Annotated in this window: 16 protein-coding genes; 10 read left to right on the plus strand and 6 right to left on the minus strand. The window is 39.4% G+C overall.

Annotated elements, in window-relative coordinates; all coding sequences use genetic code 11:
- Nucleotides 1-405: 405 nt before the first annotated feature.
- Nucleotides 406-1116, minus strand: coding sequence for a bifunctional 2-polyprenyl-6-hydroxyphenol methylase/3-demethylubiquinol 3-O-methyltransferase UbiG (gene ubiG, locus FH976_RS02775; RefSeq protein WP_194089390.1), 711 nt, complete (start codon nt 1114-1116; stop codon nt 406-408).
- Between the two features lie 410 nt (nt 1117-1526).
- On the opposite strand from ubiG, the gene gyrA reads away from it, so the two are divergent.
- From gyrA to FH976_RS02815, 8 genes are all read left to right on the plus strand, one after another.
- Nucleotides 1527-4253, plus strand: coding sequence for a DNA topoisomerase (ATP-hydrolyzing) subunit A (gene gyrA / locus FH976_RS02780; RefSeq protein ID WP_194089391.1), 2727 nt, complete (start codon nt 1527-1529; stop codon nt 4251-4253).
- Nucleotides 4254-4511: 258 nt separating this feature from the next.
- Nucleotides 4512-5111 carry a GTP cyclohydrolase II gene (locus FH976_RS02785; protein ID WP_194089392.1) on the plus strand — a complete coding sequence of 200 codons (600 nt, stop codon included), beginning with the start codon at nt 4512-4514 and terminating at the stop codon, nt 5109-5111.
- A gap of 232 nt (nt 5112-5343) precedes the next feature.
- Nucleotides 5344-6600, plus strand: coding sequence for an imelysin family protein (locus FH976_RS02790; RefSeq protein ID WP_194089393.1), 1257 nt, complete (start codon nt 5344-5346; stop codon nt 6598-6600).
- Between the two features lie 105 nt (nt 6601-6705).
- Entirely contained in the window at nt 6706-8109 is a 1404-nt protein-coding gene (locus FH976_RS02795; protein ID WP_194089410.1) for a di-heme oxidoreductase family protein, read from the plus strand.
- Between the two features lie 12 nt (nt 8110-8121).
- Nucleotides 8122-9192, plus strand: coding sequence for an imelysin family protein (locus FH976_RS02800; protein WP_228767320.1), 1071 nt, complete (start codon nt 8122-8124; stop codon nt 9190-9192).
- Between the two features lie 4 nt (nt 9193-9196).
- Nucleotides 9197-10303, plus strand: coding sequence for a DUF1513 domain-containing protein (locus tag FH976_RS02805; protein WP_194089394.1), 1107 nt, complete (start codon nt 9197-9199; stop codon nt 10301-10303).
- Nucleotides 10304-10317: 14 nt separating this feature from the next.
- Entirely contained in the window at nt 10318-10737 is a 420-nt protein-coding gene (locus FH976_RS02810) for a hypothetical protein (protein WP_194089395.1), read from the plus strand.
- A gap of 75 nt (nt 10738-10812) precedes the next feature.
- Complete coding sequence (locus FH976_RS02815; protein WP_194089396.1) at nt 10813-11466, plus strand: MBL fold metallo-hydrolase; 654 nt, start codon at nt 10813-10815, stop codon at nt 11464-11466.
- Nucleotides 11467-11477: 11 nt separating this feature from the next.
- On the opposite strand, the gene FH976_RS02820 is transcribed toward FH976_RS02815, so the two are convergent.
- The gene (locus tag FH976_RS02820; protein WP_194089397.1) at nt 11478-12221 is read right to left on the minus strand and encodes a DUF2982 domain-containing protein; all 744 of its coding nucleotides are present in this window, start codon (nt 12219-12221) and stop codon (nt 11478-11480) included.
- A gap of 151 nt (nt 12222-12372) precedes the next feature.
- Here FH976_RS02820 and FH976_RS02825 point away from each other — a divergent pair, with 151 nt between their 5' ends.
- Complete coding sequence (locus FH976_RS02825) at nt 12373-12768, plus strand: MarR family transcriptional regulator (RefSeq protein WP_194089412.1); 396 nt, start codon at nt 12373-12375, stop codon at nt 12766-12768.
- A 263-nt stretch (nt 12769-13031) separates the two neighbouring features.
- A complete protein-coding gene (locus FH976_RS02830; RefSeq protein ID WP_194089398.1) occupies nt 13032-14609 on the plus strand; it encodes a BCCT family transporter in 1578 nt (525 codons plus the stop codon).
- A 161-nt stretch (nt 14610-14770) separates the two neighbouring features.
- Here FH976_RS02830 and FH976_RS02835 read toward each other — a convergent pair whose 3' ends face one another.
- From FH976_RS02835 to FH976_RS02850, 4 genes are all read right to left on the minus strand, one after another.
- Nucleotides 14771-15487 (minus strand): 3'-5' exonuclease, encoded by a 717-nt coding sequence (locus FH976_RS02835; protein ID WP_194089399.1) that lies wholly within the window; start codon nt 15485-15487, stop codon nt 14771-14773.
- 11 nt (nt 15488-15498) lie between these two features.
- Complete coding sequence (locus tag FH976_RS02840) at nt 15499-17433, minus strand: DUF294 nucleotidyltransferase-like domain-containing protein (protein WP_194089400.1); 1935 nt, start codon at nt 17431-17433, stop codon at nt 15499-15501.
- Nucleotides 17434-17630: 197 nt separating this feature from the next.
- Nucleotides 17631-19784: an FAD-dependent oxidoreductase gene (locus FH976_RS02845; RefSeq protein WP_194089401.1), complete on the minus strand. Its 2154-nt coding sequence runs from the start codon at nt 19782-19784 to the stop codon at nt 17631-17633.
- A gap of 223 nt (nt 19785-20007) precedes the next feature.
- On the minus strand, nt 20008-21198 hold the full coding sequence (locus FH976_RS02850) for an amino acid aminotransferase (RefSeq protein ID WP_194089402.1): 1191 nt from the start codon (nt 21196-21198) through the stop codon (nt 20008-20010).
- Nucleotides 21199-21238: the final 40 nt, after the last annotated feature.

Raw genomic sequence — 21238 nt, forward strand, 5'->3', positions numbered from 1 at the left:
GTGTTCGAAAGTTGCGGCTTGTGACTGGCTTGTCTAGATCCAAGGGGAAACCAAAACACTATATATGGTGTGTCTCCCTTGGATGAGTTACAAGATAGTGCGAAATGCTTAGGTTTTCAAGTTGGGTGGGGAGTGATTCTTGTGGATAAGTTAGGGATAGTATATTTTCAGTAAGTAGCTACTAACCTATACAATTATGTATGACTGGGAGGTGAACGGCTCCTTCTTCAAATGCATAGTGAAATTATAGATTTAAAAAATATTTAGCTTGATCTTTTATTTAAAATGATCAGAAAAAAGATCGATTTAATTGTGTGCGATTCAGCATGTTTTTATGAAATTATCATGTATGAAAACCGACGTTTTATGATCGGCTTTTCGAACGGTCAATGATTTGAAATGTTGCTATTTTATGCACTGAGTATGAACGATGTAGTTTACATCAACGTTTTTACCAAGCGAGTAGGTATCGGTGAGTAAGTTGTAACCTAAACCAGTAATGGACTGCTCTTGCAGTGATGTACTATCGACCATTTTAAGCAGTTCTGAGGGGCGAATGAATTTAGCATGATCGTGAGTACCTTTTGGTACTAATTTCATGATTTGTTCAGCGCCAACAATGGCAAATAGGTAAGATTTAACATTACGATTCAAGGTTGAGAAAAAAACGTGACCACCGGGTTTAACTAATTTTGCGCAGGCTTGGATCACCGATAAAGGATCTGGAACGTGTTCGAGCATCTCCATGCAGGTGACAACATCGTAAGTAGCGGGTTCTTGCTTGGCGTGATCTTCGATTGTACTTTGAATATAAGTAAGAGTAGTGCCAGTTTCTAGAGCGTGTAATCTAGCCACTTCAAGTGGTTCTGCGCCCATGTCCAAACCGGTAACCTCAGCACCTTCTTTTGCCATGCTTTCTGCTAGAATTCCACCACCACAACCGACATCAAGCACTCTCTTTGAAAATAGGCCGTCTGCATTATCTAAAACAAAGTTTAAACGTAAAGGATTGATTTGATGCAGAGGTTTAAATTCACCATCTAAATCCCACCAGCGAGAGGCCATATCTGCAAATTTTTTGATCTCAGCAGGATCAACATTTTGTTTCGTTGTCATATTGGTTATTCTTTCTCAATATTAAGATGGTGAACACTATATCAGGAAAGAATAGAGCAACAAATAGGACAAGATATATTTGATAAATAGGGTTAATTCAACTTGATTGCATTAGACTTGTCGGGCGTATTGTATTAGACGCGGTTATTTATGATTGAAAGAATACATTGAGATTATGTTTATTAGTCCATCTTATTAGCTTGTCATCGCTTTAATATTTTGAGCGTAGTTCAATTTTTCTGCAGTTAAAGCGTGAAGTTGCCATCAACAGCTTAAAGCCATATGAAATAGATGCCGAGAAGTGGTTTTATGTGTTATATTTTTACACCTTGTGCGTGTCGCAATTTTAAAGCTATTTTGAGCTTTTATATAAATCATGCGATCAAAAAGAATAGAGGGATAATGGCTCTATGAGCGATTTAGCTAAACAAATTACGCCAGTAAATATTGAAGACGAACTTCGCGGTTCGTATCTTGATTATGCGATGTCTGTCATCGTTGGTCGTGCACTTCCTGACGTGCGCGATGGTCTAAAACCTGTTCACCGTCGCGTTTTGTTCGCGATGAATGTACTTGGTAATGATTGGAATAAACCTTACAAAAAATCTGCTCGTGTCGTTGGTGACGTGATCGGTAAATATCACCCACATGGTGATAGTGCGGTCTATGACACCATCGTTCGTATGGCTCAACCATTCTCTTTACGTTACATGCTTGCTGACGGTCAAGGTAACTTTGGTTCTATCGATGGCGACTCTGCTGCGGCGATGCGTTATACCGAAGTTCGTATGTCTAAAATTGCGCATGAACTGCTTGCTGATCTAGATAAAGAAACTGTTGATTTTGTTGATAACTATGATGGCACGGAAAGAATTCCAGCGGTTATGCCAACCAAAGTTCCTAACTTACTGATTAATGGCGCATCGGGCATTGCTGTAGGTATGGCAACTAATATCCCACCACATAACTTAGGTGAAGTGGTCGATGGTTGTTTGGCTTATATTGGCAACGAAAGCATTACCATTGATGAGTTAATGGAGTTTATCCCTGGTCCAGATTTCCCTACGGCGGCTTTAATTAGTGGTCGTAAAGGCATTATTGACGCATACAAAACTGGACGCGGTAAAGTTTACATGCGTTCAAAAGCTCATATCGATGTGGAAAAAAATGGTCGCGAAACAATTGTTGTGACTGAAATTCCATATCAAGTAAACAAAGCTCGCGTAATTGAAAAAATTGCCGAGTTAGTAAAAGACAAAAAAGTTGAAGGTATCAGTGCGCTGCGAGATGAGTCTGATAAAGACGGCATGCGCATCGTAATTGAATGTAAACGTGATGCTGTAGGTGAAGTGGTTTTAAATAACCTATATTCACAAACTCAACTGCAAACGACTTTCGGTGTGAACATGGTTGCGCTAGATAATGGCCAGCCGAAACTGTTCAATTTAAAAGAAATGATTAAATGCTTCGTTGATCATCGCCGTGAAGTGGTGACACGTCGTACTATCTTCGAATTGCGTAAAGCTCGTGATCGTGCCCATATTCTTGAAGCATTATCACTTGCGCTATCAAATATTGATGAAATAATTGAGCTTATCAAACAAGCAGCGACGCCAGCAGAAGCTAAAATTGGTTTAGTCGCTCGCGGTTGGCCGCTTGGTAATGTTTCTGACATGCTTGAACGTGCTGGAACAGATGCCGCGCGTCCTGATTGGTTAGAAGATCAATACGGTATTCGTGATGGCGAATACTTCTTAACCGAGCAGCAAGCACAAGCTATTCTTGAATTGCGCTTACACCGTTTAACTGGTTTAGAGCACGATAAGATTCTGGATGAATACAAAGCATTATTAGATGAAATTGCAGAATTGATTCACATTCTTTCAAGCACAGAGCGTTTGATGGAAGTGATTCGTGAAGAACTTGAAGCGATTCGTGAAGCGTTTGGTGATGCGCGTCGTACTGAAATTACAGCGGCTAGTCATGATATTGATATGGAAGAGCTGATCGCGAGAGAAGATGTTGTCGTAACACTTTCTCACGAAGGTTATGTCAAGTATCAGATTCTAAGCGATTACGAAGCTCAACGTCGTGGTGGTAAAGGTAAGAGCGCGACTAAGATGAAAGATGAAGATTTCATCGAGCGTCTATTAGTTGCCAATACACATGATAATATTTTATGTTTCTCAACTCGTGGTAAAACATACCGCTTGAAGACTTACCAATTGCCATTTGCGAGTCGTAACGCTCGTGGTAAGCCAATTGTAAATATTCTACCGCTAGAAGAAAATGAACGCATTACCGCAATTCTTCCTGTCACTGAATTTACTGAAGATAAATTTATCTTCATGGCAACGGGTGATGGTACGGTTAAGAAAACATCATTAGCAAGCTTTGCTAACGTTCGTTCAAATGGCCTGATTGCCTTGAACTTGCGTGATGAAGATTCGCTAATTGGTGTCAACATCACTTCTGGCTCAGATGAAATTATGCTGTTCTCAAAAGAGGGCAAAGTGGTTCGATTTAAAGAGTCAGAAGAAGTTCCTGTTCTAGATGAAAATGGCAATCCAATTCTTGATAAAGATGGCAACCCTGAAATTAAGTTTAAAGGTGTTCGTGCTATGGGCCGTACGGCTGCGGGTGTTCGTGGGATTCGTTTGGCAGAAGGTGATCAAGTAGTATCACTGATTATTCCTTCAAACGAAGGTGGCGATGTACTGACTGTTACTGAAAATGGTTATGGTAAACGTACCGTTATCACCGAGTATCCAACTAAAGGTCGTGGCACTAAAGGTGTTGTTTCGATTAAGGTTTCTGAGCGTAACGGCCAAGTTGTTGGTGCAGTTCAGGCACTAGGTGCAGATGAATTTATGATGATCACTAATGCGGGCACGTTAGTTCGTACTCGTGTATCGGAAGTGAGCCAGGTTGGTCGTAACACACAAGGTGTGACACTGATCCGTACCTCTGAAGGTGAAAAAGTGGTTGGCTTACAACGTATCGAAGAAATAGAAGATGAAATTATCTTAGATGAAAACGGTGATGTTGTTGCGGTTATTGCTCCAACAGCAAATGGTGATTCTGCGATAGAAGCGAATAACTCAACAGATAATAACCAAGAAACAGACCAAGAATAATCATTAATTCTTCAACGGTTATTTGAAATGAAAGCCGAAGATGCAAGTCTTCGGCTTTTTTATGCCTAAAATATAGATATTAGGTAAACGAGCCATTTGAATAATATCTGACTAAAATACTATGTTTTACTTGCCTACAGACATTGATGTTATAGTATAACGTAAATTATTTTTATCATTAATCCTAACTTTGCTTGTGTCTCAAGATGTTTAGGGAAATAATATTGCACAGAAGAACTAATGAATAGAGAGAATAAAATGGCTGAAGTACGTGCCAGAGTTGACTTAAAAGTGGGTATTAATAGCGATATTAGTGCAGAGATATTGTCATTTCACGGCCTTAAAACCGAAAAAGAACACATCGCTATTATTTTTAAGCAAGCTGATAAACAAGATCAGACGCCATTAGTTCGTATGCATTCAGAATGTTTAACTGGTGATGTATTCCATTCTTCTCGTTGTGATTGCGGCGAGCAACTTGATGAAACGGTAAATAAAATGGGCCAGCACGGCGGCATTTTATTATATTTACGTCAAGAAGGGCGTGGTATTGGTTTATATAATAAAATTGATGCTTATCGTTTACAAAGCGAAGGTATGAATACTTATGAAGCTAATAATCATTTAGGATTTGGGGATGATTTACGTGACTTCTCTGAAGCAGCTCAAATGCTAAAAGCATTGGACATCGGTAAAATAAAACTGATCACTAATAACCCTAAAAAAATGAAAGAGCTACAAGAGTTTGGTATTGAACTAGAAGAAGTTATCCCAACTCATGTGCACCTGAAAACTGGTAATGAAAGTTACTTGAAAGCGAAGGCATCGCACGGAAAACATCGTTTAAAATTTGAGTAGTGGTTAAAGAATGTAGTATGTAACTAAACACTATTTAATTGTAATTAACCTCTATTTAACCCCCTATCTAGCCTCTAGATAGGGGTTTTTTATGGTCAAAAACTTTACCTACATCATAAAGTTTTATATGGAAGTAATGGATAAGTTGTAAATTAGTTCTAAGTAAGTATTATTCCTGCCAATAAATAGTAATGATAACTATTGCTATTAGCATATATTACAAGGAAGAATTATGTTTACTACTCCAAGATCCCGTATTGTTGCTTCTGCACTTTTGTTTGTAAGCCCTATGGCATTTGCCAATGTCACCGAAAAAGAAGTTGTGAAAAATTATGCAGATCTCGCTTATGCAGTGTTTGATGATGCATATATTACAGCTAAAAACTTACAAGACTCTATTGATAGCTTAATTAAACAACCTTCTGAACAAACTCTGGAACAGGCTCGTGAAGCATGGCTAGCCTCTCGTGTTCCTTACCAACAGTCTGAAACATTTCGTTTTGGTAATGCTGTAGTTGATGACTGGGAAGGGCAGCTTAACGCATGGCCATTGGATGAAGGTTTGATTGATTATGTTGCGAAAGGTTATCACTTTGAGTTAGGTAACGATGGCGCTCAAGCTAACATTATTGCGAATAAATTGATTCAAGTTGGTAGTAATAAAATTGATGTAACGAATATTACACCTGAACTACTGGCAAGCCTAAATGAACTGGCGGGATCTGAAGCAAACGTTGCTACTGGTTATCATGCAATCGAATTCTTACTATGGGGACAAGATTTACATGGTACGCAAGCGGGCGCAGGAGAACGTCCATATACCGATTTTTTGGTAGGAAAAGAATGTACTAACGGTAACTGCGATCGTCGAGGTCAATACCTTGAAGCCGCATCTCAATTATTAGTGAAAGATTTAGAGTGGATGACGGCACAATGGGATGCGAAAGAAAAAGAGAATTATCGCAGTCAATTATTAAACCAATCTGCACAAGATGGTATTCGTAAAATGATGTTTGGGATGGGATCGCTGTCTCTTGGTGAACTTGCCGGTGAGCGTATGAAGGTAGCATTAGAAGCTAATTCGACCGAGGATGAGCATGACTGTTTCTCTGATAATACTCATAACTCACATTACTATAATGAACTTGGCATTTATAACGTATTTAACGGTAGCTATACCCGTGTTGATGGCTCAATCGTTAAAGGTGCCAGTATTAAAGATCTTATAATGGAAAAAGATGCTGATGCTGCTCAACAAATTTCACAACAGTTTGATGCTACCCGTGATCAAATACATAAATTAGTTGAGTCTGCCGAAAAAAATAATCAGCATTTTGATCAATTAATAGCGTCAAATAATAAAGCGGGTCATGAATTAGTGAATGCTTCGATTCAGGCCTTAGTGAAGCAAACGGAGTCGATTGAAAAAGCCGCAGCGGTGATTGGGATCACCAGTTTGAGTCCTGATAATGCAGATCACGAATTTTAATGAGACGTTGATTATAAAAATAAAACCTGCACGTAAAAAAAGATAAATGGATAGGGCTCGGCTCACTGAGCCCTTACAGGATGTACCATGAAATTATGCATTAATATTAAACCGCACTTAGTAATCCCGCTCATCATAAGCCTTTCTTTTCCCGCTTTTTCATTTGCTTATGGTGTTAAATCTGGCGGGGATACGAGTACGAATAAGCAAGGCAGTAATGCTTTTTCTATGCCCTCTAATAACCTACCTATCTCCAAGCGGTTAGATTTTAGTGTTGGGAATAGTTTCTTTCGCAATCCTTGGGTGCAGGCACCTGCAACTACTGATGCCAGAGATGGTTTAGGGCCGTTATTTAATACTAATGGTTGTCAAAATTGTCATATCAAAGATGGTAGAGGTCACCCTCCAGAAGAAGGTGAAGATCAAGCTGTTTCGATGTTGGTGCGTATGAGCATTCCAGCACTAACTAAGCAGCAAACACAACAATTAATTATATCTGGTGTTATCCCTGAGCCCACTTATGGTGATCAATTGGAAGACTTTTCTATTCCAAATGCAAAACCTGAAGGAAAAGTGAAAATTGAATATACAAAGTTCAATGTGAGTTTTAATGATGGCGCTGTCATTGAACTAAGGCAACCTAAATTAATTTTGCACGATCTTAATTATGGTGAATTACATCCAGATACGATGCTTTCTGCGCGAGTAGCCCCTCCAATGATAGGGTTAGGCCTACTTGAGTCGATTCCGGTAGAAACATTAAAGCGACTTGCACAACAACAAAAGGAAGGCCGCGACGGTATCTCAGGCAGGCTAAATCAAGTATGGGATGCTCAAACAAAGACTACGGTAGTCGGTCGATTTGGTTGGAAAGCGGGTCAGCCAACACTCATCCAACAAGATGCAGCCGCATTTAATGGTGATTTAGGGCTCACGAGCACGCTATTCCCTTATGAAAATTGTTCGCCACCACAAACGATTTGTGCAGAATTGCCTAATGGTAATAGCCAAGATGAAGAAAACGTTGAAGTTAGCAATAAAATATTAAAATTTGTCGAATTTTATTCTCAGCATTTAGCGGTACCAATTCGTAGAAATACCACTGAAGCAAGTGTAATGCGTGGTCAACAACTATTTGAAAGTGTTGGTTGTGTTTCTTGCCATACCCCTGAAATTAAAACGGCTAAACGTGATGGCTTACCCTCCTTATCAAATCAAACCATTCACCCTTATACCGATATGCTTTTGCATGATATGGGCACTGGCTTGGCGGATAATCGACCTGAATTCTTAGCAAGCGGCACAGAATGGCGAACGCCACCATTATGGGGCATTGGTTACACCAAAGAAGTTAATGGACATACTTATTTTTTACATGATGGTCGAGCTCGAAATTTGATGGAAGCGGTATTATGGCATGGTGGAGAAGCACAAAAATCTAAACAGAAAGTACTGAGTCTATCTAAATCTGATCGAGATGCCTTAATCGCATTTTTAAATTCCTTATAGAGAACTATATTTATGCTTAAAGCAATCACCATCGCCATTTCTACCTGTGCTATTGCAGGCGGTATTTATTATATATTCCACACACCTGATTTTCCGTCGAATATGAAAGTTACGATTGAAAAGCCTGCAGTGTCTCAGCCTCAAACTAGCCAGCAGCAGGTACATCTGTTAGAACGGCAGTTTGCTCAAAACTTTGTCTTATCCACTGAAAAATTACAAAAATCGATTAAGCAATATTGTGAAGCAGATACCGGTGGGCTTCAAACTATCCAAGCACAGTGGCTAGAAACCATGAATGCTTGGATGCCGCTACAAGGACAAGCGAAAGGACCAAAAGAAGCGGTAGCATTAAGTTGGAATATTCAATTTTGGCCAGATAAGAAAAATATTACAGGTCAAAAAATGCAGCAGCTTTTACAGAAAAAAGAACTGTGGAATCGAAGTGATATAATCAACCAAAGTGTGACAGTACAAGGATTAAGTGGCTTAGAGTGGTTGTTGTTTGACGCACAATCACCTTTTATTCATGGTGATAAATCCAGTTGTGCATTAAGCGAAGTGATCAGTGAAACATTGCATAAGCACGCCGAAATGATTGCGATGCAATGGCAAACTAATCCTTGGTCATCCTATGATGATAAGCAATGGCAAGCTGAGTATATTGGTTTATTAACGAATCAGTTAGACTTTTTAATGCAAAAAATAAGTCGTCCGTTAGCAAAAATTGGCCATCCTCGTCCTTACTTTTCAGAAGCATGGCGGTCTAAACAATCTTTGATTTTAATGAAAAGCAACTTAGAAGCATTACGTCAGTTGTATGTTGCTAAAGGAATAGGATTAGATGGGCAATTAAGAAAGCAAGATCAGTCTGAACTTGCCGACCGCCTACTAGCTCAATTTGATCACACTATTACTACTTGGCCAAAACAAGCCAGTTTGTTTGATATGTTGCAAACGAAAGACGGCTATCGACAAGCACTGACTCAGTTTAATAAATTAGAGCGGATAAAATACTTATTGCATGATGAAGTAGCCGTTGAACTTGGCGTGGTGGTAGGATTTAATTCTACTGATGGCGATTAATCGTATGACAGATTTTAATGCTAAGCGGCGTCAATTATTATCCTTAGCAGCTGTGGGGGGCGGATTAGTCGCATGTGGCAGCATAGCGTGGCTTTATCAACATAAAAATGAAGTACAAAAGGCGGCATTGATTGGTAATTCGGTTGGTTTTAATCAAAACTTCCATTGTGTCGTTGCCGATTGGCAAGGCAAACCTATTTATCAGATCCCATTACCACAAAGAGCACACGGCGTTGCTATTAGTCAAAAAAGTAGTATGGGCTTTACCGATGCGGTTGCTTTTGCTCGCCGCCCGGGTAGTTATTTTCAAGTTTTTGATTATCAAACTGGCACGAAGAAGCAGCTTGTCCAGGCTGAAAATAATCGTCATTTTTATGGGCATGGTGTTTTTAGCTTAGATGGTAAGTTACTTCTCGCGACGCAAGGGATCAAGCAAACTAGCCAGGGTTTAATTGGCGTTTATGATGTCGCTAAAGATTATAAAAAAGTGGATGAATGGCATGGGATTGGCATTGGTCCACATGAGATTATTCGCTTAAATAATGGCAGTTACGCCGTTGGAGTTGGTGGGGTACACACTCAAGGGCGTGAACCACTTAACTTGGATACGATGCAACCATCATTAATTCGCCTCAATCAGCATGGAGAAATTACGAGCAAAGTTGGATTAGCAGATAAAAAATTGAGTATTCGACATCTTGGTTATGATCAACATGATTTAGTGTTGTGTGGTCAACAGTATAGAGGTGAGCCTGATGATTATCCTTCATTAATTGCGATGCAAAAAGGGGATAGTGGACTAACGATGCTTAATGCGGAACCTGAACAATGGGCAAGGTTTGATCATTATATCGCGAGTATTGCAGTGGTAGATGATTATGTATTAGCCACATCACCACCAGGAAATTGCTATGGTATTTGGTCTATTTCACAAAATTGTTTGTTAGAGCTTAATCCATTGCCTGATGCATCGGGTGTTGTCGCGCATAATGGACACTTTTTTGTGAGTTCCGGTTCTGGTGAGGTTGTGAATAGAGATCCTGTCAATAATATTAATACACATAATTCAACCATTCAGTGGGATAACCACTGGAACGCAATACCAACTTAAAATAGGGTTATAAAATGAAAGCAATATATTTATGCTGTGTAGTTTTATTGGGGTTAATAACAACGCCTGCCAGTGCCGCGACAACCGAAGACTTAATACGGCAAGTGATTGATCAAAATTTGGATGCTTCGCAACGAGAAGATAGTCAGGCTTATATGGCGACTATGCATAGTCAATCGCTTGCTTGGGTTCCAACTAAAAAAGCGATTCAGGATATATTTGGGAACTATAAGCTGAACTATTCTTTGGATCAGTTTCACTATATTACCCAAGAGAACGAATACGCTTACGCAAGAGTATGGATAAGAACAACAAAAGTTTCAGGGCCTACTTTTCATAATAATAAACTTGAGGCATTAATTGTGTTTAAGCAAGAAGGTGATACGTGGAAAGTTTGGTCACAAGCCAATATGCAAATTCAATATTTAGATTAAAGGCCGAATCTTGTCAAATGAAGGTGAGACTGGCATAGTCCCTCCATTATCGAAATTGAATGAAAGAGATACCTAATGAGCTTGCAATATCAATCGGTGCCAGTGACGCCATTTCAGCAAAATTGTTCTATCGTTTGGTGTGATCAAACCATGAAAGGTGTGATTGTTGATCCCGGCGGAGAAGTGAATCATTTGGTGACTATTATCAATACGCTAGGGGTTCAGCTCGAAAAAATCGTCTTAACCCATGGTCACCTTGATCATGTTGGTGGAACTCCCGAGTTACGAGAGGCAATGAATATTCCTGTAATCGGACCTCATATCGATGATGCATTTTGGCTACAAGGTTTAATGAACCAAAGCCAGATGTTTGGTTTCCCTCCAGTTGACCCTTTTGAACCAACGCAATGGCTACAAGAAGGAGACATCATTGAATTTGGAGAGGAGATTTTAAAAGTCATTCATACTCCTGGCCATACTCCAGGACATGTTATTTTATTTAGTCAAAGTGCAAAAATTGCTTTTGTCGGTGATGTGTTATTTAACGGTGCGATTGGCCGTACTGATTTCCCTAAAGGTGATTATCAAACCCTAATTGACAGTATTAAAAATAAACTATGGCCATTGGGTAACGATGTTCGTTTTATTCCTGGTCATGGCCCTGAGTCTACTTTCGGACAAGAGCGGAAATCGAATCCGTATGTGGCCGATGAAATGCCGTTGTATTAAACGTAATAAAGTTAACTCGCCGCGAGGTATCGGCGAGTTAATCCTATAAATTCACTTTTTGATATCGTTAAATCGCACTCCGCTATAAAAATATCATAACCCCATAACTCTCTTTGAATGATCATTCTATTGATTAACATTGCTCTTAATCCAGTCGCCGTCCTACCATCTTTAAATGTATAAGCTGTGTCATTGATAATGTGATTTTCAAATTCATGTTGTTTTCTATGTTGTTTTAAACCGAGATATAACAAGTTACGTTGGTGAACTAAAATGTGTCTGATCGCTTTAAGGCTGATGTGCTCAATAAAAGGTTGGTAGTTGTTCATTTCAATTCCGATCCAAGGAATATCTGTATTCCAGCCTTGAATGGTATATTCACAACTGCCAGCATGTTTAATATTCTTCCATTGTAATAGCCAACCACCTCGATATAAATGTTGTTGTAAATGGGTGCTTGTCAAAGTAAAACCAAAATTTTGACTGTAAATTAATTCTTTAATTGAGATGAAAAGACTAAAGGTAACGAGGCAAAATAGTACAGTAACTTTGATATTAAATTGAGCTTGAATCGTGAAAATACAGCAAAGTAAAATTGCCCATAGCGCGTATTTTAGCCATAGAGGGATATCTGGTTGCTTCTGGAAAAGCTGTAGAGTTGGCATTACCTTCATTTGGATACCACTTGATTGAATAAATTTAGCATCTTGCTCATCTTGTTCAGCATAAGCCTTATGAAGATATAATGAAATCATGAGTTAATTTGTCTATTTTAGTTAATTCCAATGAAATTGTTGGTGTTTTAGTATGAAAACTAGCCAGTTACTGTAAATTTGAATTATATTTTGTTATAACCCCGTAAACTTTTTTACCACACTATAAACAGTGACTTTGTGGAGAACTTTAATAAGACTGGCACATAAGCGCAACATACAGCGTAAACTTAAAAAGGCAGTAAAAATTGCTAAAGTATCGGCTGATAACAGCATGACAGCAGCTAAGTCTAAAGCTAAAAAAGCAATAGCAAAAACGAAATCTGTTATAGTCAAAGCTGAAAAAATAACAATAGCTGCGGTTAACACTGCTCAAAACATTAAGTTAACGCCAAAACAGCAGTCTATTCTTGATATTGTTGCTGCTCACGTTGAAGGTATTACCTCTAAAGATATTGGCCTTGAAGCGGGTCAAGAAAAGATTAAAGCTGCAACATGGGCGGCTGGTGGTTTGAAAAAATTGGTTGAAGAGGGACTCGTGGTTAAAGAGCAAGCTGAAGCGAACAAAGTAGTATATAAGCTGGCTTAGTTAATGACCTTAAATTTGGATCTCGATAAATTCGTTTTCTGATGTTCTTATGATCAAACTGTGACATGATATTTCTGGGTGTTATTTGCCCGCATTGCTGGTTTTGTATCCGATTGGTCGTGTTTTTTTGAGTTTAACTAGATATTTTTTATTTGGACGTTAGGCTTCTGTTAATTGATTTTCAAATTTTTACAATTTTATGTTCAGTGTGTAAGCATTTTGCACTCTGAGATCGGTTCGTTATTCCAATATGGATGAGAAGTATGACTAAAGGTATAGACAAATATAGTATAGACAGCACGGACTATACGATAGGGCAAGATAATGTCCAGAAATGGGGCTTTGATGTCCATAATGCGGTGTTTAGTATTAGTGCAGGGTTAATCCTCCTTTTTTTGGCCGTTATTTTAATTGCTGATCCTGCTACTGCAAAAGATGTTTTAGATGGTGTTAAGTTGTCCATCATTAATCGATTTGATTCCCTATTTATTATCGCAGGTAATATTTTTGTTATTTTTTGTTTAGTGTTGGTTGTTTCTCCTTATGGGAAAATTCGTTTAGGTGGTGTTGATGCGAAAGCCGAACACTCTTATCTTTCATGGCTAGCGATGCTTTTCGCCGCAGGTATGGGGATTGGATTGATGTTTTGGAGTGTGGCTGAACCTGCTGCTTATTATACCGATTGGTTTGGAACACCCCTTAATGTAGCCCCTAATACTCCAGAAGCTGCAAGAATGGCATTGGGAGCAACTATGTACCATTGGGGTCTTCACCCTTGGGCCATCTATGCTGTCGTCGCGCTTTCATTATCTTTCTTTGCTTACAACAAGGGATTACCTTTATCAATACGTTCTGTTTTTTATCCTATTTTAGGCGATAGAACATGGGGTTGGCCTGGGCATATTATTGATATTCTAGCCGTCATTGCCACGTTATTTGGTCTTGCAACATCGTTAGGCTTTGGTGCGCAGCAAGCCGCAAGTGGTATTGGGCATGTTTTTGGCATTCATGCAGGTGTCGGCTTACAAATCATTGTGATTTTTGTCGTGACATTATTGGCGGCCGTTTCTGTTTATCGAGGTATCGATGGTGGTGTGAAATTAGTCAGTAATCTTAATATGATTGTTGCATTTATGCTGCTCGTTTTTATTATCTGTGTTTCTTTCGGAACGGTATCTCATACTATTCCTGAAACAGCGATGAGCTATATTGAGAACATTATTCCTTTATCGAATCCATTTGGTCGTACGGATACGGAGTGGATGCATGGATGGACTGTCTTTTATTGGGCATGGTGGATGTCTTGGTCACCATTCGTAGGTATGTTTATTGCTCGTGTTTCTCGTGGCCGTACGGTACGTGAATTCATTATTGCTGTTTTGCTGCTTCCTACGTTTATTACAACTATCTGGATGGGAACATTTGGTGGTGTTGGTATTGCGCAGATCGTTGATAAAGTTGGTGCGTTAGGGGAAAAAGGTTTCACTGATGTTACTATGGCGATGTTTGAAGTGTTCGATGCACTGCCAATGAGTAATGTAATCTCAGTGGTGGGTATTGTGCTTATTTTAGTTTTCTTTATTAGTTCATCCGATTCAGGCTCATTAGTGATAGACAGCATCACTGCTGGTGGCAAAATTGATGCGCCAGTACCTCAACGACTATTTTGGGCTTTAATTGAAGGTGCTGTTGCTATGGCATTACTTTGGGTTGGAGGTAGTAATGCGATTGCGGCACTACAAGCCGTGGCTATTTCAACCGCATTACCGTTTGTTTTCGTACTCTTGATCATGTGTGTTAGTTTGATCATGGGGATGAGAACAGAACGTATAAAGTATTAGAATTAGCAAGTAAGAGTAGACGTAAATAAAGAAAGGTTGGTCATTTTAGTAATGGCCAACCTTTTCTATTTTAAACGGAGGTAAAATAAATCGCAGTCATTATCCAGTTACAATATCTGTTTACTTAATTGCAGTGATGGATATAATTTTCAGGGTTTGCATTAACACCAAATTTCACTAATAGGCGTTTCTGGTGAAAAGTGATAATGAATTTGGGCCTGTAGTAACTCGGCAGTTGCAATAGCATCGACTAATGCATGGTGAGGTTGATAAGCCGGTAAGTTATAACGAGTACGACTGGTTCCTAAGCGTACGGATTCTGCTTTTTTCCGCCGTAGTTTATTCCACCAACCACTTATAGCTTGGTTTTGAATTATGGATTCGATTTCGAGTGTGTCCACCATAGGAAATAAAATACCTTCACCAAGCCGCTCTTTTAATGCTCTATCAAAAAATCGACGTTCAATATTACGATAGTGTACAACCACAATTTTACCCGCTAACGAATCTAAAACTTCCTCCAATATCCGCTTTAAATCAGGAGCATCAGATAAATCGCTATGTGTAATACCATGGATGATGACAGAATCTTCATTCATCGGTTTACGGGGTTTAACTAGCCAATGTTTACTTTGGTTGCAGTAGATCCGCTGTAGCGTAAAAGGAATAAGACCGATACTAATAATCCCATCTTTCTCATAATCAAGACCGGTGGTTTCAAAGTCTAATGCTACAAATTCAACCGAATTTAATGGCGTGTTAGGATCAATAACGCCAGCTTGATAAAACGTTTGTAAACGATGATCTTTGACTTCTTTAGCTTGTTTACTAAAGAAAACATTCCAATCAAAATCCTCTTCAGAGTGTGTTTTATTCATAATCATTACTCTTATCGCATACGACGGATAGTGTTTGGTTGGGTTTTAGTTGGCGGTGGTGTATTTTTAAATGAATTACCATGATAACAGTACTTTAAGAAATTTTGCGCATTACTTAAAATCTGAAAGGCATCTTTTAAATTTCGGCGCTCAAAGTCAGACATGTTATCGGGTTCAATATTGTTGTCAGGTTCGATTTCATTTTCAACATCAAATGCTTGGTGGCGGATCCTAACCATAGAAATATATTCCATTGCATCATGCAGATCCTGACCACGACCTTTTGGTAGAATACCCGCTTCAATAATATCATCTAAGCGATCAAATGAGTTTTGTGCGCGAGAACCGACAGCCAGGGCATGTACGCGGACTAAATCCGCTAATGGTGCCGTTCCACGACGTTTTAAGTTAATGGAGTTGTTATGGCGACCATCTTTTTCCATGACAAAGCTTTTAAAGAAACCAAGCGGTGGGGTTCTATTATTGGCATTACGAGCAAGGCAAGCCAAAAATTTATTACTATTACGAGCGCGGCGAACAATAAAGCCATTTAAGCTTTCTGCCCATTTGATACGCCCATGTACACCATCTAAATCAAAGAATATAGAGCTATTTAAAAGCGCTTTAGGATTAGGGTTGTCTATCCAGTCAGCAAAGCATTCTTCCCATTCATCCCGTGTCATACGCCATATGGGATTAGTTGCCATAATATCGCCAGTGCACAATTCATAACCACAGCGAGCTAGCCCTTGGCAAACAAATTCCGCCAGTTGAGCAAAGTATTCCCCGTGTTTTTCTTCATCATAGCTATTATCTAGAATGATGGCGTTATCTTGGTCGGTGACAATAAGTTGTTCATCACGAGCCATTGAACCTAGTGCGAGTAAGCAATATGGGATAGGGGGAGCGCCTAAATGTTCTTCGGCTAATTCTGCAATGCGTTGTTTAAAGCTTCGGCCAATGACGGCCATTGCGCTGCCCACCATATGTGAGTTTGCATCTTCATGTACCATGCGAACAAAGCAATCTTTTACTTGTTCAGAAATAGTGACTAAATCATCAATGTTTTGTTGGTGGAAAATTTGGTTGACGAGTAATAAACTATTTTGAGATTCGTAACGAATAATATCAGCCACTTCGATAATACCGATTGGCTGCTTATTTTTAAGAATCGGTAAGTGGTGAACGTTGCAGCGTAACATTGCTAGCATAGCTTCATAAATATAAGCGTTATGATCTAACGATATCAGCTCAGGAGACATTACCTCACTAACGGCGGTGCTGGGATCTAACCCTTCGGCTAAAACTCGAGTGCATAAGTCTCGATCGGTGATAATACCTATTACTTGGCTTTCATTATTTTCATCAATGCTTATGGTTTCATCAATAACTAATAAGGCCGATATATGCTCATCCGCCATTAGTTTTGCGGCAGTTTGAATCGATTGTTGTTTATCAAGAGAAAAGGCTTCTCGGGTGATTAAGGTTTTTACTTTTGATGTAGTGAGATCGTTGGAGCTTTTGTTGTCAGAGTTTGCTTGGCGTAAGCGTGCGTTGTTCTCAACTTCTACAAAATCTGCAAAACTATCTTCGCTTTCATATAATTCGTTAAATACTTCGACAGGAATGCAATACAACAGTGAGTCTACAGTGGCCGTAGCAGGTAAACGAACTTTACCGTTCATTAACAACCCCATTTGACCAAAGATATCGCCTTGATCTAAGCGGTTATAGAGTTCACCTTTACGGCGATAAATTTCTATAACGCCAGATCTGACCATATATAAATCTTTAATATGATCACCAAATTTAATAATGGGTGTATTTTCTCGGTAATAAGAAATTTCGGTGTTTTGAGCGATATAAGCTATTTTTTCTTCAGGCAAACTGTCAAAGGGAGGGTATTGAGCAATAAAGTTTTGAATTTCGTGTAATTCTGCTTCCATGATGTCCACAACTACTAATGGGAGATAAGTTAACTATAGGCAATCAAAGTCTGGATCTAAAGCATTATTATTGTTTTGAGGAGGGTTTTTGGGCTTGCTGAGTTTTTTAGAGTTTTTACATCAAAAAGCTGCGCTATTTTTAAATAGAATCGAGAACATTATCAGTAATGCTCTCGTTCTTCGGTAAGTAGTTTTGGTTATCCACGACGCCATGTATGGTATTTTTCTAACCAGTTTAATATAGTTTGAGGCGCGTGATTTCGTTTCCATTCACCCGCTGCGTATTTGTTGCCTTCTGCCCATGTAGGATAGGCATGAATCGTTCCAAGGATTTTATTTAAGCCAAGCCCATGCTTCATCGCTAATACGAATTCAGCTATTAAATCACCAGCTTGTTGACCAACAATCGTGACGCCTAGAATCGTATCCTTTCCCTTTGGTGTGATGACTTTAATAAATCCTTTAGTCGCACCTTCAGCAATGGCGCGGTCCAATTCTTCAAAATTAAAACGAGTCACTTCATAATCAATTCCTTGCTGCTGCGCTTCGGTTTCATTTAAACCAACACGGGCAACTTCTGGGTCAATAAAAGTTGTCCAAGGGATCACTCGATAATCGACTTTGAATTTTTTTAAGCTACCAAATAAAGCATTAACAGCTGCATACCAAGCTTGATGGGCTGCAACGTGGGTGAATTGATAAGGGCCGACGATATCACCAGCAGCAAATATATTAGGGTAAAGGGTTTCTAAATAATCATTAGTTTGTACGGTGCGGTTGGTTTCGATACCGAGTGTTTCTAATCCATAACCTTCAAGACGTGCCGAGCGTCCTACTGCGCAAAGTAGTTGATCAAATTCGATTTCAACTTCTTCGCCATTATGTTCAACCACGATGATTTTTTTATTCCCTTGTAATTCACAGCGTAGGGCTTTGTGGTTGGTTAGAATATTTACGCCACTTGCGGTTAATTCTGTATTGGCAAGTTCAGAGACTTCCAGGTCTTCTCGCAACATGATGCGATCCGCCATTTCAATTTGGGTGACTTTAGACCCTAGGCGAGCGAAGCTTTGAGCAAGCTCGCAACCAATAGGTCCACCACCTAAAACGACAAGGCGCGTTGGTGGAGCATCTAAATTCCCGAATGTTTCCCACAACGTATCGCTTGTGACATAACCAACATCATCTAAACCGGGAAGTGTTGGAACAAATGGACGAGCGCCTGTCGCAATGACAATGCTACGAGTGGTTAAACGCTCGGTGGAACCATCGTGAGCTTTGATTTCAACCGTCCACGGGTCAATAATGGTGGCATAACCTGCTTTTACTTCCACGCCTAAGTTGGTATAGCGCTCAATGCTATCGTGAGGCTCGACCTGCGCGATCACGTCTTGAACACGTTGCATTACCTTTTTAAATGAAAACGTAGGATTTTGGCTGTCTAATCCATAATTTTCAGCATGACGAAATTGGTGGGCAACTTTGGCGCTTTTAATGAGAGCTTTACTTGGCACGCAACCATAGTTTAAACAGTCTCCGCCCATTTTATGAGTTTCAACTAAGGTGACTTTGGCGCGTACGGTGGCGGCAATATAACTGCTGACTAAACCTGCCGCGCCACCACCAATGACGATCATATTGCGGTCAAATACTTTTGGTTTGGTCCATTTAGCATAAACACGCCGTTTATTAATGGATGAAATAAGAGCTTTTGCTATTAAAGGGAATAGGCCGAGTAAAGCAAAAGATAAAATCAAATTGACAGATAAAATGCCTTTTAAGCTATCTAGTTGGGCTAATTGCGTTCCAGCATTAACAAAAACCACGGTGCCCGCAAACATACCGATTTGGCTGACAAGGTAGAAGGTCCGTGTTTTTATTTTGGTGAGCCCCATTAATAAGTTAATTAAAAAGAAGGGAAATACCGGCACGAGACGAAGCGTGAATAGGTAGAAAGCGCCATCTTTCTCAATACCTGCATTAATGGATTTTAAACGCTTTGAAAATTTCCTTTCAATCGTATCTCTTAGAATATACCGAGATACTAAAAATGCTAATGTTGCACCTATTGTGGAGGCAAAGGAGACAATAAAAAGCCCGGTCGTTAATCCAAATAATCCTCCAGCCGCTAAAGTCAAAATTGCAGCGCCCGGTAAAGATAATGCAGTAACGGCAATGTAGATAAGAAAAAAGACAGTCGCTACAAGAAAGGGGGAAGTGCGTTGCCAATGATAAAATTCATCCATGCGAGATTTAATGCCTTCCAGCGTTAAAATATGATGAAGATCGAAAGTGAAAAATAAAGTTATTAAGAGGAATATTCCAATGAATACTATTAGTTTTTTAAGCATGTTTATTCCATTTATGGTAGTGCAGCTAAAAGGTCAGATTTAAATAACTAAAATAAATAAAAGCTAATGATAAGAAAGAATTTCCTCTGTATAACTTTCACACTAATTGACTTATTTTCCCTCTAAGCATAAGACAGAATCGGTATTTTTAGATTATTCTGATGCTCTAATAAAAAAGGCCAGCAAATGCTGGCCTCTCAAAAGTAGAGATAACGTTAAGCGCCTACAAAACAGCCGCAATACCTTTACATAATGGACCCATATTATTTTTGGTCATGCCAGCAACGCTGATGCGACCTGAGCCTACGATATAAATCGCAAATTCATCTTTTAAGCGATTAACTTGTTCTTTACTTAAACCAGAGAAAGAGAACATGCCGTTTTGAGCTTCGATAAAGCTAAAGTCTTGCGTGACACCTTCATCTTTCAACGTTTGGACAAATAAGGTGCGCATTTCTTGAATACGGTCGCGCATTTCAGTGACTTCTTGCTCCCATTCATTACGAAGGGCTTCATTATTCAAGATGTAAGTAACGACGGCTGCACCGTGCGCGGGTGGGTTTGAATAAATTGAACGAATGATTTTTTTCACTTGAGAGAACGCAGTTGCTGCAATATCACTATCTTTTGCAATTAAAGTGAATGCGCCTACACGCTCATTGTATAAACCAAAGTTTTTAGAGAAAGAACTCGCAACTAAAATTTCCTCACAGTATTGTGCAAAAATACGCAAACCTGCTGCATCTTCTTCAACACCTTTAGAAAAGCCTTGATAAGCGAAATCAAATAATGGAAGTAGGGCTTTATCCGCGCAAAGTTTTGCCAACTGTTCCCATTCAGTAGCCGTTGGATCAATACCAGTTGGGTTGTGACAACAGCCGTGTAAAAGAACAACGTCACCTGCTTGTGCCGCTTCAAGGCTGGTTAGCATTGCAGCGAAATCTTTATCATGAGTTTCTGCGTTGTAATAATTGTATTGCGCAGTTTCAACACCAGCGGCAGTAAATACACCAACGTGGTTTGCCCATGTTGGGTTTGAAATCCAAATTTTACCTGCATTTAATTCACGTTTAATGAATTCACCAGCGACACGAAGCGCTCCTGTGCCACCAGGCGCTTGAGCTGTTTTAGCGCGTTTTTCTGTAACGATTTTTGACTCAGAACCAAATAATAGTTTTTGAACCGCGGATCCATATTCAGCAGTACCTTCAATAGTTAAGTACGATTTGGTTTTTTCGGATTCTAATAACGCTGCTTCTGCTTTTTTTACGGTAGCAAGAACAGGGGTTTGGCCTTCTTCGTTTTTGTAAATGCCTACACCTAAGTTGATTTTGGTTGAACGAGAATCACTTTTAAATTCTTCAGTTAAACCAAGTATCGGGTCAGCAGGTGCAGCAGGTACTTTTTCAAACATAAATCCATCCATGTAATTTGAGTAATTAATCCAATTATTT

This window comes from Vibrio hibernica (assembly GCF_015223435.1).
In the GTDB taxonomy this organism is placed as follows: domain Bacteria; phylum Pseudomonadota; class Gammaproteobacteria; order Enterobacterales; family Vibrionaceae; genus Vibrio; species Vibrio hibernica.

Coding starts and splice junctions, on each gene's coding strand:
- FH976_RS02805 (WP_194089394.1), top strand. CDS start 9,197: ATGACAGATTTTAATGCTAAGCGGCGTCAATTATTATCCTTAGCAGCT.
- FH976_RS02845 (WP_194089401.1), bottom strand. CDS start 19,784: ATGCTTAAAAAACTAATAGTATTCATTGGAATATTCCTCTTAATAACT.
- FH976_RS02800 (WP_228767320.1), top strand. CDS start 8,122: ATGCTTAAAGCAATCACCATCGCCATTTCTACCTGTGCTATTGCAGGC.
- FH976_RS02790 (WP_194089393.1), top strand. CDS start 5,344: ATGTTTACTACTCCAAGATCCCGTATTGTTGCTTCTGCACTTTTGTTT.
- FH976_RS02820 (WP_194089397.1), bottom strand. CDS start 12,221: ATGATTTCATTATATCTTCATAAGGCTTATGCTGAACAAGATGAGCAA.
- FH976_RS02840 (WP_194089400.1), bottom strand. CDS start 17,433: ATGGAAGCAGAATTACACGAAATTCAAAACTTTATTGCTCAATACCCT.
- FH976_RS02815 (WP_194089396.1), top strand. CDS start 10,813: ATGAGCTTGCAATATCAATCGGTGCCAGTGACGCCATTTCAGCAAAAT.
- FH976_RS02850 (WP_194089402.1), bottom strand. CDS start 21,198: ATGTTTGAAAAAGTACCTGCTGCACCTGCTGACCCGATACTTGGTTTA.
- FH976_RS02785 (WP_194089392.1), top strand. CDS start 4,512: ATGGCTGAAGTACGTGCCAGAGTTGACTTAAAAGTGGGTATTAATAGC.
- gyrA (WP_194089391.1), top strand. CDS start 1,527: ATGAGCGATTTAGCTAAACAAATTACGCCAGTAAATATTGAAGACGAA.
- ubiG (WP_194089390.1), bottom strand. CDS start 1,116: ATGACAACGAAACAAAATGTTGATCCTGCTGAGATCAAAAAATTTGCA.
- FH976_RS02835 (WP_194089399.1), bottom strand. CDS start 15,487: ATGAATAAAACACACTCTGAAGAGGATTTTGATTGGAATGTTTTCTTT.
- FH976_RS02810 (WP_194089395.1), top strand. CDS start 10,318: ATGAAAGCAATATATTTATGCTGTGTAGTTTTATTGGGGTTAATAACA.
- FH976_RS02830 (WP_194089398.1), top strand. CDS start 13,032: ATGACTAAAGGTATAGACAAATATAGTATAGACAGCACGGACTATACG.